The 16452-nt window shown below is 67.7% G+C and carries 7 protein-coding genes; 3 read left to right on the top strand and 4 right to left on the bottom strand.

Features of this window, described 5'->3' with window-relative positions; genetic code table 11:
• Complete coding sequence (locus AWB92_RS15255) at nt 1–3726, bottom strand: RND family transporter (protein WP_085186723.1); 3726 nt, start codon at nt 3724–3726, stop codon at nt 1–3.
• Nucleotides 3727–3904: 178 nt separating this feature from the next.
• Here AWB92_RS15255 and AWB92_RS15250 point away from each other — a divergent pair, with 178 nt between their 5' ends.
• The 3 genes from AWB92_RS15250 to AWB92_RS15240 are packed head-to-tail and all read left to right on the top strand — an operon-like array spanning nt 3905 to nt 6787.
• Nucleotides 3905–4690, top strand: a complete 786-nt coding sequence (locus tag AWB92_RS15250) for a phthiotriol/phenolphthiotriol dimycocerosates methyltransferase (protein ID WP_085186721.1) — start codon at nt 3905–3907, stop codon at nt 4688–4690.
• Nucleotides 4691–4706: 16 nt separating this feature from the next.
• A complete protein-coding gene (locus AWB92_RS15245; RefSeq protein ID WP_085186719.1) occupies nt 4707–5954 on the top strand; it encodes a glycosyltransferase in 1248 nt (415 codons plus the stop codon).
• Nucleotides 5954–6787, top strand: coding sequence for a glycosyltransferase family 2 protein (locus AWB92_RS15240; RefSeq protein WP_085186717.1), 834 nt, complete (start codon nt 5954–5956; stop codon nt 6785–6787). Before AWB92_RS15245 ends, AWB92_RS15240 begins: the two co-directional genes overlap by 1 nt.
• A 13-nt stretch (nt 6788–6800) precedes the next feature.
• Here AWB92_RS15240 and AWB92_RS15235 read toward each other — a convergent pair whose 3' ends face one another.
• The 3 genes from AWB92_RS15235 to pks2 are packed head-to-tail and all read right to left on the bottom strand — an operon-like array spanning nt 6801 to nt 15898.
• Nucleotides 6801–8051: a glycosyltransferase gene (locus AWB92_RS15235; protein ID WP_085186715.1), complete on the bottom strand. Its 1251-nt coding sequence runs from the start codon at nt 8049–8051 to the stop codon at nt 6801–6803.
• 49 nt (nt 8052–8100) lie between these two features.
• Nucleotides 8101–9546, bottom strand: a complete 1446-nt coding sequence (locus AWB92_RS15230) for a condensation domain-containing protein (RefSeq protein ID WP_081665165.1) — start codon at nt 9544–9546, stop codon at nt 8101–8103.
• A gap of 58 nt (nt 9547–9604) precedes the next feature.
• Nucleotides 9605–15898 (bottom strand): type I polyketide synthase, encoded by a 6294-nt coding sequence (gene pks2 / locus AWB92_RS15225; protein ID WP_085186713.1) that lies wholly within the window; start codon nt 15896–15898, stop codon nt 9605–9607.
• Nucleotides 15899–16452: the final 554 nt, after the last annotated feature.

The following is a 16452-nucleotide window of genomic DNA, read 5'->3' as shown; positions in this document are numbered from 1 at the left end:
CTAGAGAAGCGGGTGCTTGCCGTGCCCGTTGCCGTTGGTGGGCTGCTGCGCCGGGGCGCCCGTCCCGAACAGCGGCAGCGGATTGCCGAGGTCGTCGTCCGCTGATTGTTCGCTGTGCCCGTTGCCGTTCGAATGCCCGTTTCCGTTGGCGCCGACCGTGATTGGCCGGGGCGACAGGAAGTCCTGGCCGAACAGCGGCAGCGGGTGGCCGGAATAGCGATCGCCCTTGTGGTTGCCCTTGCCGTTGCCGTTGGTGGGCGGCGCGGAATCCAACCCCGGATCGCGGAGATCGTCGGTCAGGTGGCTCGGCAGGCCGCTGAGGTCGAACAGCGGGAGCGCGTGGTTGGAAAGTCGTTGTCTCTTCGACCGTTTTCCGTTCTTGGCGGCCGCGGCGCCGGACGCCGTCTTGGCGGCGCCGTTGGGCCGTGTCCGACGCGACTTCATCCGCGGCTTGTGCCCGGGCGGAACGAGTTTCAGGCGAACGAGCAGGTCGTCGGGAATCAACGGCTCGCTCGGCGCGCTCGTCGCCGAGGACGCGGCCGCCGGTCCCAGGGCGGCCGGGCTGGGAATCACCTTCATCTTGACCAGCTGATCGGTCAGCTGATTGAGCTGGTGCTGCTTCTTCTGGTGGGCCGCGTAAACCTGGGCGGGGGTCTTGCCGAGGTGTGAAGGCCACCAGTTCTTTTGGCCGATCATCGCGGCCATGGCCGGCACGGTGATCGAGCGCACCAGGAACGTGTCGATCAGAATGCCCATCCCGAGGATGAAGCCGGCCTCGGCCATGGTGTAGATGCTGGCGCTCATCAACCCGAACATCGAGGCCGCGAAGATCAGGCCGGCCGACGTGATCACGCCGCCGGTCGAACCCACGGTGCGAATGACGCCGACCCGCACGCCGTGCGGCGACTCGTCGCGGATTCGCGAGATGAGCAGCATGTTGTAATCCGCCCCCACCGCGACGAGCAGGATGAAGGACAGCCCGGGCAGGCTCCAGTGCAGGTTCTGCCCGAGCAGCAGCTGGAACACCAGGACGCCCAAACCCATTGCCGACAGGTAGGAAAGCAGCACCGAACCGATGAGATACAGCGGCGCGACGACCGCACGCAACAGGCCGACCAGGATCAGGAACACGATCATGATCGTGGCGAAGACGATGTAGCCGATGTCGTTGTTGTAATAGCTACGCGTGTCGGCGAGCCCGCTCGGCACACCCGCTACCTGGACCGTGGCGTCCGACAGTTCCGTGTTTGGCTGCGCCGACTGCGCGGCCTTGATGATCTTCGGGATCTGATCCATGGCGTCGGTGGAGAACGGGTTGAGCGCGCTCTGGATCAAGTACCGCGCCGCGTGCCCATCGGGGGACAGGAAGATCGCGGCGCCCTGCTTGAACTCGTCCCTCGTCAGGATCTGCGGTGGGATGTTGAACCCGGCCATCGACGGTTTGTTGTCGGTGTCGTGCTTCATGCTCAGCAGGAATTGCGACGCCTCGTTGAGGCCGCTGCCGATCTGTCGGGTGGAATCGACGAGTTGTTTCACCCCACCGGCGATCGCGCGGCTGCCGTCGGCAAGCGCGTTGGCGCCCTGCTGCGCCTGGCCCATCGTGGTCTGCAGATCCCTGATCGTCTTCATGGCGCTGGAGGCCTGAGTCAGCGTTTGCTGGGCCGTGTTCAGCGTCTGCCCGACGGTCTGCGATTTCCCGGCCGCTTGCAGGTTGCGGGCCATGATCTTGATCGAGTTGAGGGTGCCGTCATTGTTTGCCTGCACCATCGCGGCCAACCCCGAACGTGAGCTCACGCAGCCCGGGTCGGCGTTGCAATCCGGGCTGTTGTTGAGGGCGTTCAACATCGGCGTGGCCCACGCAGCGATGTTTTCGGCGTTCATGGTGGACGTGTTGAGGTTGTCGCCGAGCGTCTTCATTCGCCCGGTGAGGGCGGCGCCCTGGTCGAGCGCGGCGATGGTGCTATCGCCGCCCGCCATCTGCTCCATCGCCGTCAGCGCCGAGACCGCCGGGCCGAGGCTGGTGACGGCGCCGGTGACCTGATCGCGCAGCATTGCCAGGGCGTCGGCCAACTGATTGGAGCCGTTGACCAGGCGGTCCAGATCGCTCCCATGCTCGGTGATCTGACGGGATCCGTCGTCGAGCTTATTGCCGACCTCACCGGCCTGGAACGAGATCTTCGTCTGTTCCAGCGGTTCGCCGTTCGGCCGGGTCAACCCCCGCACCATCGTGATGTCGGGCAGCTGGCTCACCCGGGCGGCCATCTGTTCCAGGTCCGCGAGGGCGGCCGGCGTCCTCAGGTCGTGGGAGGGCGACTTGACGAACAGCACCATGGGTGTCAGCGCGTTCGCCGGGAAATGGCGATTCATCACGTCATATCCCTTGGAGCTGTCCACGGAGGCGGGCATCGTCTTGAGGTCGTCGTAGTTGAAGCGCATCACGGCCGTGCAACTGGCCAAACCGATGAGCACGATTAGGCTTCCGATCAGGTGGATGCGCGGCCGGCGCACGACGCGCGTGCCCATGATTCGCCACATCCGAGTGGTGAGGTCGCGACGCGGCTTGATCCAGCCACGACGTCCGGCGAGCACCAGCAGCGCGGGCAACAGGGTGACCGCACACAGGAATGCCACGATGACCGAAATCGAGATCGCCGGACCGACAGTCGAAAACACTTCCAGCTTGGTGAACACCATCGCGAGGAACGCGACCGCGACGGTGGCCGCCGACGCGGCGATCACCTTGCCGATCGACATCAGCGCCATCTTGACCGCTTCGTCGGACGTGTGGCCCTTTCGCACATAGTCGTGATATCGGCTGATCAGGAAGACGGCATAGTCCGTTCCCGCACCGACCATGACGGCGGTCATCAGGACGAGGGTCTGCAGGGCGAACGGCAGGCCGATCTCGCTCAGACCGGACAGGACGCCCTGCGACGTTCCGATCGACGCACCGATGTTGATCAGCGGTACCAACATCGTGATGATGTTGCGGTAAATCAGGAAAAGGATGGCCAGCACGGACACCACGGTGCCGATCTCAATGAAATGCGCGTCTTCCAGCGCCATTTCGGTCGCGTCGGCGATCGTGGCCAGCGGTCCGCTGACGTGGGCGGTCAGCGGGGTTCCCGCGGTGACCTCTTTGGCGATGTCTTTGACGTGGTGATATGCCGCGATCGTCGACGGCGCGGTCCCGGCGCCTGGGAACGAGACCGGCAGGATGAAGGCCTTGCCGTCCTTGCTCGCCAGGACCTCGCGCATCTGGGGGTTGCTCAGGAAGTCCTGCACCGTCAGCTTGTCGGTCTTGTCCTGGCGCAGCTTGTCCACCAGCTTGGCGTAGACGGCCTCGTCGGCGGGTGTGATGCCGTTCTCGTCGCTGAGCAGGATCATCAGCAGGGAACCGCCGCCGCCCAGCGGATTGTCGCCGCCCCCGTCCCCGGCGGCGTCCGGGGCCTTCTTGGCGTCTCCGCCGGCTTTAGGGGCGCCGGGCATCGCGAAGGCCTTGGCCATTTCCTGGTTGACGACCACCGTCGGGGCGTTGTCCGGGAGGGCCTTCGGCTCGCGCTTGCTGGCCTGGACCGGCAACGGCGGAAAGACCAGTGCCAGGGTGACCGCCACCCCGATCCAGCCCGCGATGACAAGCAGGGGCCACCGCACGACGATGTCGCCTATGCGGTCGAAGATTCCCCCAGGCTTGGCTGCCTCGCCCGTGCCAGTCCGGCTCGACACGCCAACCACCCTACAATCCGGGGCACACTCGCGTGGGCTAATCAAGATCTGGGCGGTGACCGTGACATTGCTGTGATCTTATGGTGAACGCGCTGGTCAGGCCCGCAATTGCCGGTCGCGAAGCGGTCAAGGCGGCTATTCGCCGTGTAGCGCCGCGGATCCGTGCAACACTCTCCCCGTGGCTCTCAAATACCGCCTGCAATCCAACCCGCTCGTCGGCAAGCTCACCACGAAGTACTTTCTGCCCCTCGGCACCCGCCAGGTCGGCGACGACGTGGTCTTCTTCAACTTCGGCTACGAAGAGGACCCTCCGATGGGCCTGCCGTTGGCGCCGTCCGACGAACCCAACCGCTACTGCATCCAGCTCTATCACGTGACCGCCTCGCAGGTGGATCTCACCGGCAAGAAGGTGCTGGAGGTCAGTTGCGGGGCCGGCGGGGGCGCGTCCTACATCGTGCGGAAACTGGGCCCGGCCTCCTACACCGGGCTGGATCTGAACCCCGCCAGCATCGACAAGTGCCGGGAACGCCACCAGCTGCCCGGCCTGGATTTCGTACAGGGCGATGCCGAAAACCTGCCCTTCGGTGAGGGCTCCTTCGACGCGGTGGTCAACGTCGAGGCCTCGCATCAGTACCCCCACTTCTCCCGCTTCCTCGAGGAGGTGGCGCGCGTGCTGCGGCCCGGGGGGGATTTCCTGTACACCGATTCCCGCCGCGCTCCGGTCGTCGGCGAGTGGGAGGCGGCGCTGGCCGCCGCCCCGCTGCGCAAGGTCTCGGAACGGGACATCGACGCGGAGGCCAAGCGCGGGCTGGACGCCAACACGCGGCGGACCCAGCAGCAGATCGGTGACCGCCTGCCCGGATTCATGAACTCCCTGATCCGTTACGGCGTCGGGGTGATGGACTGGGATCTGCGCCGCGCCGGGGGCTTCTCTTACCGCGTCTACCACTTCGTCAAGGATTGATGGGCTCGACTCCGTCATGAAGTTTGCGTTGGCGAGCTACGGAACTCGCGGCGATATCGAGCCGTGCGCCGCCATCGGCCGGGAGCTGCAGCGCCGGGGGCACGACGTGCGGGTTGCGGTGCCGCCCAACCTGATCGGCTTCGTCGAGTCGGCCGGGCTGCCCGCCGTCGCCTACGGGCAGCGGGATTCCCAGCAGCAGCTGGACGAGGATTTCCTGCATAATTCGTGGAAGTTCCAAAACCCGGTCAAGCTGGCGCGCGAGGCGATGGAGCCGGTCCGGGCGGGCTTCGAAGAGCTGGGCGCCGCGCTCAACTCGCTCGTGGACGGGGTCGACCTGCTGCTGACCGGCCAGCTCTATCAGGAGATTGCCGCCAACGTCGCCGAGCGCTACGACATTCCGTTGGCCGCGTTGCACTTCTACCCGATGCGGCCCAACGGCCACGTGGCGTTTCCCGCGCGGTTGCCCGCGCCGCTGGTGCGCTCGACGATGAAGACCCTCGACTGGATGTATTGGCGGTTCACCCGGGGCGCCGACGACGCGCAGCGCCGGGATTTTGGTCTGCCGAAGGCCACTTGCCCTGCGCCGCAACGCATGTCGGAACTGGGAGCGCTGGAGATCCAGGCCTACGACGCGCTTTGTTTTCCCGGGTTGGCCGAGGAATGGGGCGCCCGGCGGCCGTTCGTCGGCGCGCTGACCATGGAGTCGCCCACCGATGCCGACGACGAGGTCGCGTCGTGGATCACCGCCGGAACGCCGCCGATCTATTTCGGGTTCGGCAGCATGCCCGTCGGGTCGCTCGCGGATCTCGTCACGATGATCGGCGGGGCCTGCGCGGAGCTGGGCGAGCGAGCGCTGATCTGCTCGCGGGCGCAGGACGGCGGCGTCCCCGCATTCGACCATGTGAAGGTTGTCCCGGCGGTCAATCACGCCGCGATATTTCCGACCTGTCGCGCCGTTGTGCACCACGGCGGTTCCGGCACCACGGCCGCGGGATTGCGGGCCGGCGTCCCCGCGCTGATCCTCTGGATCACCTCCGACCAGCCGATCTGGGCGGCCCAGATCAAACAGCTGAAAGTCGGCTCGGGCCGCCGCTTCTCGAGCACCACCCGCAAAACGTTGGTCGCCGACCTCAGGTCGGTCCTCGCGCCCGCCTATGTCAGCCGGGCGCGTGATGTCGCCTCGCGGATGACAAAGCCCGCCGAGAGCGTCGCCAGCGCCGCCGATCTGCTGGAAAAAGCCGCCCGACGCGGGGGTTTGGACTGATGCCGGAACGCCCCGCGGGGTTGCACGGCTCGGGGTACGCTCCCGGTGTGTCCCTACTGATCACGGTGCCGGTCTTCGGCCAGCACGAGTACACACACGCGCTCGTAGCGGATTTGGAGCGCGAGGGCGCCGACTACCTGATCGTCGACAATCGCGGCGACTACCCGAAGATCGGCAACGAACGCGTCGCCACGCCGGGCACGAACCTGGGGTGGGCCGGGGGCAGCGAGCTCGGCTTCCGAACCGCGTTCGCGGAGGGCTACTCCCACGCGATGACGCTCAACAACGACACCCGGCTGTCCCGGGGATTCGTCGCCGCCCTGCTCGACCCGCGCCTGCCCGCGGACGTCGGGATGGTGGGGCCGCTGTTCAACATCGGATTCCCCTACGCGGTGGTCGAGGGAATACCGGACGCCGCGAGCTACGTTCCGCGGCCGCAGTATCGGGTGGTGCCCGCCATCGAGGGCACGGCGCTGGTGATGTCACGGGAATGCTGGGACGCCGTCGGGGGAATGGATCTCGACACCTTCGGCCGCTACGGCTGGGGGCTCGACCTCGACCTCGCGTTGCGGGCGCGAAAAGCCGGATTCGGCGTGTACACAACGGAAATGGCCTACGTCAACCACTTCGGGCGCAGGACCGCCAAGGTTCACTTCGGCGGCCTGAAGTACCACTGGGGGTCCAGCCGGGCGATGATTCTGGGGTTGCGCAAGACGCACGGCTGGTTCGCGGCCATGGGCATCCTGCGCGAGATGGGGGCGGCGCACCACCGCAAGTGGTACAAGTCTTACCCGCTCGTCCAGCGCGACGCGGCCGCCAGCCGGCAGCCGTAGCGGCACCGGCCGTTCAGACGCCGACGCGGACGGTCTGCTCCAGGAGGTCGGCGGCGGTGACCACCCCGACGGCCGGTTTGGACATCTGTGGCGCGATCTGACGGGCCCGGGCCACGTAGTCCGGCGCGAGGATCTTGCGCAGCTGCCTGACCAACGATTTGCGGGTGATGGTCGAAAGCTTTTTGGCAGAGCCGACTTTCAGCCGTTTGACCTGGGTCGCCCAGATGAACTGGTCGGCCACGTCCCACAGGATGAGCGTCGGGAGCCCGGCTCGTAGGCTCGCCGCCGTCGTGCCCGCTCCGCCGTGGTGGGCGGCCGCCCGGCACATGGGCAAGATCGTGCTGTAGTTGACGTGTCCGACCAGCTTGATGTGCTCACGATGCGGAGCGGGCTCGGAACCGTTGGCGCCGGAATAGATCAGCGCGCGTTCGCCCAACTCGGCGCAGGCGTCGGAGATCATGGCCACCGTCTCGGCGGGGGAGCTGACCGGGGTGCTGCCAAACCCGAAGTAGATCGGCGGCTTTCCCGCGGCGATCCACGACGCGACCTCATCGTCGGTCTCCGCGGCCAACTCCAGGGTCAACGAACCCACGAAGGGGCGCTTGCCATTCCACTCCGCCGCCAGCCCGGGGAACAAGGCCCGGTCGTAGGCCTGGATTTCGAGCGTTCCGCCGTCGGCCATCCGCTGCCACGCGGGAACCGTCGTGGGCGGCAGACCCAGCTCGCGGCGCTGCGCATCCTCGTCCGCCTTGGTGAAGCGGGAATACAGCCACCAGCCCGCCGACAGCGTGGTGCGGACGATCGGCGCCGGCGACGGCAGAAACGGAACGCCGATCTGACCGTTGACCCGCACCGGGAAATGATGCAGCCCCGCCACCGGAATGTCATAGTATTCCGCGACATTCGCCACCACCCCGTGGTAGGTCTGGCCCGTCAGCAGCAGGTCCGCCCCGTCGGCCAGCGAGGTGAGCGTCCGGCTCATCTCCGCCCAGCCCTCGACGAAGAGCGACTTGAAGGTGCGCATGAAGTCGGCCGGGTTCTGGGGTTTGAAGGCGTTGTGGGTGAAGTCGGCGACGGCCACCACCTGCTCACGCGTGTCCGGCCCGTAGGAGACGGCGGGCACCCCGGCCGACTCTACGAAGTCAACCAGGTTGGGCGGCACCGCCATTCGGACATCGTGGCCCCGGCGCCGGAGTTCCACGCCGACCGTGGCACCGGGCTCGATGTCGCCGCGGGTACCGTGGGCCGCCAAGACAAACTTCATCGACGGAGCTCAGCCTTCCACTTCGCTCGAAGACGAAGCGCTTCGCAGCTTACCTGGCTACGCGAACCGGCACCTCGGCCAGCTTGCCCGCGACGACCCGGTCGAACACTGACTTCAAGGCCTCCGTGTAGCGAATCACGGATTCGCGGGCGACCGGGTTGTTCGGGTAGGACACCATGATCGAGACCTCGTCGAACAGCCGGAAGACCGTCGAGTACATGTACGCCGGGCTGCGGCCATCGGTGAACGCGGTCGCGTTCACGCCGTCCAGGGCCGTGGCGACGATGCCGGACAGGGGAGGAAGGCCCGCGTCCATGTAGCTCATCATGGTGAACTGGGGTCCGTGCTTACGGAGCCAGGGCGCCAATTCCAGCACGCGGTCGAACGGCACGTTCGCCAGATCCATGTTCGCGTCGAAGGAGGCCTGCGCCGCGCGGGCCGTTTCCTCGAACGAGTTCGGGTCGACGGGAACGGTGAACGGCACCACACCGGTGAACCAGCCCACCGTCATGAAGTCCGCCGGGCTCTTCCGCTTGTCGGTGGGGGTAAGCCCGTAATACGTTTCCGCACCGGTCAATTCGTATTGAGCCAGGGCGGCGCAGGCGAACAGGCCACCGCTGAACCGGGCCCCCGCCTGCCGGCACAGCGCCTCGAACTGGGCCGTTTGGTCGGGGCCGAGCAACCGCTCGACATGGGTGTCGCCGCCGCACGGAATCGACTGGTCGCCCAGCGGCAGCGGGAAGTCGGGCAGGGTCCCGCCGTTGGCTTCGGCGAACTCGATCCACTTGCGCACCTCCGGGGACTCCAGCGTCATCCCCGACACGATGTTGTGCTCCCGCATGCAGAAGTCGTCGTAGCTGGCCGCCGGCGGCAGCGAGACCGGCGCCTTGCCCTCGATGAGCGCGGTGTAGTTCATCAAGATCTCGACGTACAGCCCGGCGAGCAACATCGGATCGCAGTGCAGGTGGTCGACGACCGCATACAGCGCGAAGTGGTCCTCGTGCTGGACGATGCCGAACCGGAAGCAGTCCCACTGCAGCGGATCGGGCGTGGCGAGCACGTGTTCCCGCCACTCGAGCTCCGTCATCACGCCGTATTCCTTCGCGACGAAGTTGATGTCGCGCGGGTTCTTCAGGGTGTGCCGGACGATGTTCTTGTCGTCGGTGTACTCGAACCAGCTGTGGTACGTGGCGTGGCGGCGCAGGTGCGCGTTGATGACGTAGGTCATCGCGCGGATGTCGCAGCGTCCGGGCACATCCCAGGACCCCATGATCGCTCGCGAATAATCCAGCCCACGCTCACCGAACTCGACGAACCCGCGAAGGTGACCCGCCTGCATGGAGCTGGGCGGCACCGGGCTCACCGGCGCCTGCCGAGCCTTCGCGATGCAGCCGGGCGTGGGCTGCCACGTCACGACCGAACCCGCGCCCGGGTACCAGTCGTACGCGTTGCCCACTCGCAGGCTGTCGTGCTCAGAGCCTCCACCTATGAACACGTTTCCCTCCTTAAATACCGGCCTAAGCAGTGCAGTCGACTTTGACGTAGGACCAATCTCACGCGGGTGCCGCAGCGTCCTCCTTAGGAGCCAGCTTCGAAAACAGGTGATCCGCCAAGCCGCGCACCGTGGTGATGTCGGCCGAGGTGATGCGTACCCCCGTCTGTGCCTCGATGTGCGTGCGCAATTCGAGATTGCCCAGCGAGTCGAGGCCGTACTCGGAAAGCGGGTGGTCCACGTCGATGTTGCGGCGCAGGATCAGGCCGATCTGCTCGGAGAGCAGACGCCGCAGCCGGGTGGGCCACTCGTCGAGCGGCAGGTCGGACAGCTCGGCGCGCAGTTTGCTTGAGCCCGAACGCTTTTCGCCGGCCGACTTAAACATCTCGAGGAACTTGCTGCGCTCCGCGAAGGACGCGATCCACGGCGTCCCGATGAGCGGGCTGTAGCCGGTGTACGCGCGGTCGTGGCGCAGCAGCGCTTCGAACGCGTAGGCGCCCTCGTCGGGAGCGATCGCGGCGCCACTGCCCTCGGCGAAGTCCGCGCCGCGGCCGATCTCGCCCCAGGCGCCCCAGGCGATCGCGGTGGCCGGCAGGCCCTGCGCGCGCCGCCAGTGGGTGAACGCGTCCAGCCAGCTGTTGGCCGCGGCGTAGGCGCCCTGGCCCGGCGAGCCCAGCAGGGCCGCCGCCGACGAGAACGAGCAGAACCAGTCCAGGTCCGCTTTCTGAGACTGGCCAGCGGTGGCCTCGTGTAGGTTCCACGCGCCGTACACCTTTGGCGCCCAGTCACGGTCGATCAGCTCATCGGTGATGTTGGTCAGGGTGGCGTCCTCGACCACCGCGGCGGCGTGCAGCACGCCCCGCAACGGCAGGCCGGTGGCGGTCGCGGTGGCCACCAGCCGCTGTGCGACGTCGGCCTGGGCGATGTCACCGCACTCCACGATCACGTCAGAACCTATCGCTCGGACGAGCTCGATCGTTTCAAGCGCCTTCTGCGAGGGCTCGGAACGCGAGGTGAGCACGATCCGGCCCGCACCGGACGCGGCCATCTTCTCGGCTAGGAACAGCCCCAGGCCGCCCAGACCACCGGTGATGATGTAGGAGCCGTCACGCCGGAAGACCGGTGCCTGCTCGGGCGGCAGCACCACGCTGCTGCGGCCGGCCCGCGGGATGTCGAGGATGAGCTTGCCGGTGTGCTCGGCCGCGCTCATCACGCGAATCGCGGTGGCGGCCTCGGAGAGCGGGTAGTGCGTGCTCTCCGGCATCGGCAGCACGCCCTCGGCCGTCAGCCGGTAGACGGTGCTCAGCACCTGGCTGACCTGGCTGGGGTGGCTGACCGACATCAGGCCCAGGTCCACGCCCCAGAACGCCAGGTTGCGGCGGAACGGGAAGAGACCCAGCTTGGTGTCGCCGTAGATGTCGCGCTTGCCGATCTCGACGAACCGTCCGCCCAGGGCGAGCAGCTTGATCCCGGCCAGCTGCGCGGCACCGGTCACCGAGTTGAGCACGATGTCCACGCCGTAGCCGTCGGTGTCGCGCCGGATCTGCTCGGCGAACTCGACCGTGCGCGAGTCGTAGACGTGCTCAATTCCCATGTCGCGCAACAGCTGTCGACGCTGCTCGCTGCCGGCCGTGGCGAAGATCTCCGCCCCCGCTGCGCGGGCGATGGCGATTGCTGCCTGCCCGACGCCGCCGGTGCCCGAGTGGATCAGCACCTTGTCGCCGGCCTTGATCCGGGCCAGTTCGTTCAACCCGTACCAGGCGGTGGCGTGCGCGGTGGTCACCGCGGCCGCCTGCGCGTCGCTCAGCCCCTCGGGCAGCGTGGTGGCCAGGCGCGCGTCACACGTGACGAACGTGGCCCAGCAGCCGTTGGGGGACATGCCGCCGACGTGGTCGCCGACCTTGTGGTTGGTGACGTCGGGTCCGACGGCCGTGACCACGCCCGCGAAGTCCGTGCCCAGCTGGGGCAGGATGTTGTCCAGGCTCTGGTAGCGGCCGAACGCGTTGAGCACGTCGGCGAAGTTGATGCTCGACGCGGTGACCGCCACCTCGATCTGCCCCGGTCCCGGCGGCACCCGGTCGAACGCGGCGAACTCCATCGTCTGCAGGTCGCCCGGCGTGCGGATCTGCATCCGCATCCCGTCGGTCTCGTGATCGACGATGGTGGACAGCCGCTCTTCGGGACGCAGCGGGGTGGGGCACAGGCGCGCGCTGTACCACTCGTCGTTGCGCCAGGCGGTCTCGTCCTCGCCGGGGGCCGTCATCAGCAGCTGGCGCACCACCTGCTCGGCGCCGGTCTGCTCGTCGACGTCGATGTGGGTGGTGTGCAGGTGCGGGTGCTCGGCACCGATCACCCGCAGCAGGCCGCGCAGGCCACCCTGGTCGAGGTTGGGAACGTCCTCCGACAGCACCTTTTGGGCGTTCCGGGTGACGACGAACAACCGGGGCGACTCGCCCTGCAGTTCCGGGAGCTCGCGGGCGATGCGCACCACGTGGTGCACCAAATCACCGCCACGTACGGCGCTTTCGTCGTCCGGGTTGCCGTTCTTCGGTTCCGTCACCACGACGACGCCGGCGAACTCGCCCTTCTCGACCTCGTCGCGCAGCCGTCCGGCCATGGCCTGGTGGTCGGCCTGGTGCGGCCAGTACAGGGTCTTGCATTCCGCGTCGTGCAGCTTCATCGCGTCGGTGAACGCCGCGGCCACCAGGTCGGCGGCGTCGGAGGTGCTGATCAGCAGCCATGCGCCGGTCTCGGCGGCGGCGGCCTCGGGCAGCTGGCGTTGCTGCCATTCCACCGTCAGCAGGCGCTCCGCCATCACCTTGGCCCGCTCGCCGCTCGGCGAGATTCCGGTGCCCATCTGCAGCCCGCGCACGGTCAGCAGCACGGTGCCGTGCTTGTCCAGCACGTCGAGGTCGGCCTCGACCGCTCCGCCGCTCGCCGAGGTCACCCGCGAGTAGCAGTAGCGGGCGGTGCTGACGGGGCCGTGGACCCGAAGCCGGCGAACACCGAGCGGCAACAGCAGGCCGCCCAGGCTGGCGTTCGCGACGCTGGGGTGCGCGGCGACCGACTGGAAGCAGGCGTCGAGCAGCGCCGGGTGGACCCCGTAATTCGTCTGCTGGGTCCGGATCACGCTGGGCAGCCCGATCTCGGCCAGCACCGTGGTGCCGGTTCCCTCGGCGGTGTGCGCGCCGGCCAGGCCGGTGAAGGCGGGACCGTACTGGATGCCGCACAGGTCCATGGCGTCGCGGAGGTCGGCGCCCTCCAGGCGGCTCGGGTGGGCGTCGAGCAGCTCGTCGATGTCCTGCGCGGACGGCTGGTCTTCGTCGTCGACGTCGTGCAGCACCGCGGACGCGCGGCGGGCCTGCACGCCGTCCTCGTTGGTTTCCACCACGAAGGTGAGCGCGCCGGGCGTCTCAGCGGTGGCCGTGAGGCTGATGTGGGTTTCCTCGTCGAGCATCAGCATCTGCTCGAAGCGGACGTCGCGAACCTCGGATGCCTCGCCGAAGACGGTGCGCGCGGCGGCCAGCGCCATTTCGCAGTAGGCCGCACCCGGCAGCGTGGCCGTGCCGTGGACCTGGTGGTCGGCCAGCCAGGGCAGCGTCGCCGTGCCGATGTCGGCCTGCCAGACGTGGCGCTCCGGCTCCTCGGGCAGGCGGACGTGCTGGCCCATCAGCGGGTGCACCGCGACGCTGGAAGCCAGCGCGCGCGAGCTGTGGCCCTCGCGGCTCAACAGCAGCGAACGGTGCGTCCATGCGGGCAGCGGTGCGTCCACCAGGTGACCGCCCGGGTACAGCACGGAGAAGTCGACCGTGGCACCGGTGGCGTACAGGTCACCCAGCAAGCCGCGCAGGCCGTGGGGCAGCGGCTGTTCGCGCCGCATCGCGGCGAGCGCAGCCACCGTCATGTCGAGGCTGCGGGCGGTCTGGTCGACCGCGTGGGTCAGCAGCGGGTGGGGCGACAGCTCGCCGAAGACGCGGTAGCCGTCTTCCAGCGCCGCCTGCACCGCGGCCGAGAAACGGACCGTGTGACGCAGGTTGTCGACCCAGTAGTTGGCGTCGCAGTAGGGCTCCTCGCGGGGGTCGAACGAGGTGGCCGAGTAGTAGGGGACCTCCGGGGTCAGCGGCTCGATCTCGGCCAGCACGTCGTACAGCTCGTCGAGGATCGGGTCGACCTGCGGCGAGTGCGATGCCACGTCGACGGCCACCTCGCGGGCCATCACCTCGCGCTGCTCCCACACCGCGACCAGTTCGCGGACCGTCTCGGTCGCGCCGCCGATGACGGTGGACTGCGGAGAGGCCACCACCGCCACCACGGCGTCGTTGACGCCGCGCGCCATCAGCTCCGAAAGCACTTGCTGGGCAGGCAGTTCCACGGATGCCATGGCGCCCGAGCCGGCGATTTTGGTCATCAGTCGCGAGCGGCGGCAGATGACCCGCACCCCGTCCTCGAGCGACAGCGCCCCGGCGACCACGGCCGCCGCGGACTCGCCCATCGAGTGGCCGATCACTGCGCCGGGCCGGACCCCGTAGGACTTCATCGTGGCCGCCAGCGCGACCTGCATGGCGAAGATCGTCGGCTGGACCCGGTCGATGCCGGTGACCTTCTCGGGCGCGGTCAGCGCTTCGGTCACGGAGAACCCGGACTCGTGGGCGATCAGCGGCTCGATCTCGGCGATGGCCGCCGCGAAGGCGGGCTCGTTCGCGAGCAGGTCGGTGCCCATGGTGGCCCACTGCGAGCCCTGCCCGGAGAACACCCAGACCGGGCCGCGCTCCTCCTGGCCGACGACTTCCTGGAACAGGGCGTCACCGTTCGCGACGTCCCGCAGGGCGGTCAGCAGCTCCGCGGTGTCGCTGGCCAGCACGGTGGTGCGCACGGAGCGGTGCCCCCGCTTGCGGGCCAGCGTGTAGGCCAGGTCCGGCGCCGCCAGCTCGCCGGCGTGGGCCTCTACCCAGTCCGCGAGCCGTGCGGCGGTTTCGCGCAGGCTGTCGTCCGAGGTGGCCGACAGCGGGAACAGCAGGGTGCCGTCGCGGCCGGGCCGGGTCGCGGCGCCGTTGCGCGACAACGGTTCTGGGGCTTCCTCGACGATGGCGTGCACGTTGGTGCCGGAGATTCCGTACGCCGACACCGCCGCGCGCCGCGGTTGATCGCCATTCAGCGGCCACGGCGTATTCTCTTGCGGCACAAACAATCCGGTGTCGATCCGGGCCATTTCGTCGGGCAGGCTTTCGAAGTGCAGGTTCTTGGGAACCACGCCGTGCTGGACGGAGAGAACCGCCTTCATCATCCCCAGCGCACCCGCGGCCGCCTGGGTGTGCCCGAAGTTCGTCTTCGAGGCGCCGAGCACGCAGGGGTTGCCGATGCCGTACACCTCGGCCAGGCTGCCGTATTCGATCGGGTCGCCGACCGGGGTGCCCGTGCCGTGCGCCTCGACCATGCCGACGGTGCTGGCGTCGACGCCGGCCGCCGCGAGCGCGGTGCGGTAGACCGCCGCCTGCGCCTCGCCGGACGGCATCGCGATGTTCATGGTGTGGCCGTCCTGGTTGGCGGCCGTGGCACGGATCACACCGAGGATCCGGTCGCCGTCGCGCTGCGCGTCGGTCAGGCGCTTGAGCAGCAACACCACGCAGCCCTCGCCGGAGACGAAGCCGTCGGCCTTCACGTCGAACGCGAAGCAGTGCCCGGTGCCGGACAGCATCCCCCCCGCCGAAGCGGAAGCGGACCTGCGCGGCTCCATCATCACGTTCACGCCACCGGCGAACGCGAGGTTGCTCTCTCCGTCGTTGAGGCTGCGGCAGGCCTGGTGGATGGCGAACAGGCCGGAAGAGCACGCGGTGTCGATGGTGACCGCAGGACCGTGCAGGCCGAGTGCGTAGGCGATGCGCCCGGAGGCCATGCAGGAGATGGTCCCCGGGTTTCCGTAGGGACCGTCGAAGGCGTCGGTGGCGGCGTGGACGAATTGGTAGTCGCCGTAGTTCAATCCGACGAAAACGCCCGTTTCCTCGGCCATCGTGTCCTTGGTGAGGCCGGCATGTTCCATGGCCTCCCACGCGGTTTCCATGAGCAACCGGTGCTGCGGGTCCATCGCGGTGGCTTCTTTTTCGGTGATGCCGAAGAACTCGGGGTCGAAGTCGCCGACGTTGTCCAGGAACGAGCCCCACTTGCAGACCGACCGGCCCGGGACGCCCGGCTCGGGGTCGTAGTAGTAGTCGACGTCCCAGCGTTCGGCGGGAATTTCCTTGACAAGGTCGTCTCCGCGGAGCAACGCTTCCCAAAAGAGGTCAGGTGAGTTGATACCCCCTGGCAGCCGGCATGCCATCCCGATGACGGCAACCGGAGTCACGCCTGCCTTATCCACTGTCCTTCACCTCTCCTTGCCTATCCACAAGTTCCTATCACTGCTGCTCGCTCTTATCCGGGCTTCGAGAAATCTCGTCGAATTTTTTTGTGCGAGCTGGCAACTCCGCCGCAACGCGCAAAAAACCCACCGACCCCCGGATCGAAGCCCACCCGTAAGAACATGGCGCGATCAGCAGCGTAGCGGCTTCGCTTCTCACGCGTGGAAAAATCGTGCGAACGTACAGAAATTTAACAATGCCCTGGCCAGGGCCGGTCGACGTCCGGCTTGGCCAAAGGCCCAGACGCATACTTTTGGGACGGTATTTGGCCATAACGTCGTACCGTCGTCGCCGCCAGAGGCGCTGTCCGCCAAGGTGTCCGGGCGTTTACCTGCCCGAACAAGCGTGACCAGGGACGTTGTCAGCGCGCGGCGCCGAGGGCGGGCTGAGGCAGCCCGACCCGCGCGGGCCGAGACAGAGACGAAATTGGGCGCACCGATGCCCTGCATCGAGGATGCGTAATCACGCCATGCTAGGGGCTATTGCGAAACTCCGCAGGGAAATCGCTGAAATC

Origin of the sequence: Mycobacterium sp. IEC1808 (assembly GCF_002101935.1) — a bacterium.
Lineage (GTDB): Bacteria > Actinomycetota > Actinomycetes > Mycobacteriales > Mycobacteriaceae > Mycobacterium.
This window is presented reverse-complemented; position numbering and strand designations above follow the sequence as displayed.

Coding starts and splice junctions, on each gene's coding strand:
- AWB92_RS15240 (WP_085186717.1), top strand. CDS start 5,954: ATGCCGGAACGCCCCGCGGGGTTGCACGGCTCGGGGTACGCTCCCGGT.
- AWB92_RS15235 (WP_085186715.1), bottom strand. CDS start 8,051: ATGAAGTTTGTCTTGGCGGCCCACGGTACCCGCGGCGACATCGAGCCC.
- AWB92_RS15245 (WP_085186719.1), top strand. CDS start 4,707: ATGAAGTTTGCGTTGGCGAGCTACGGAACTCGCGGCGATATCGAGCCG.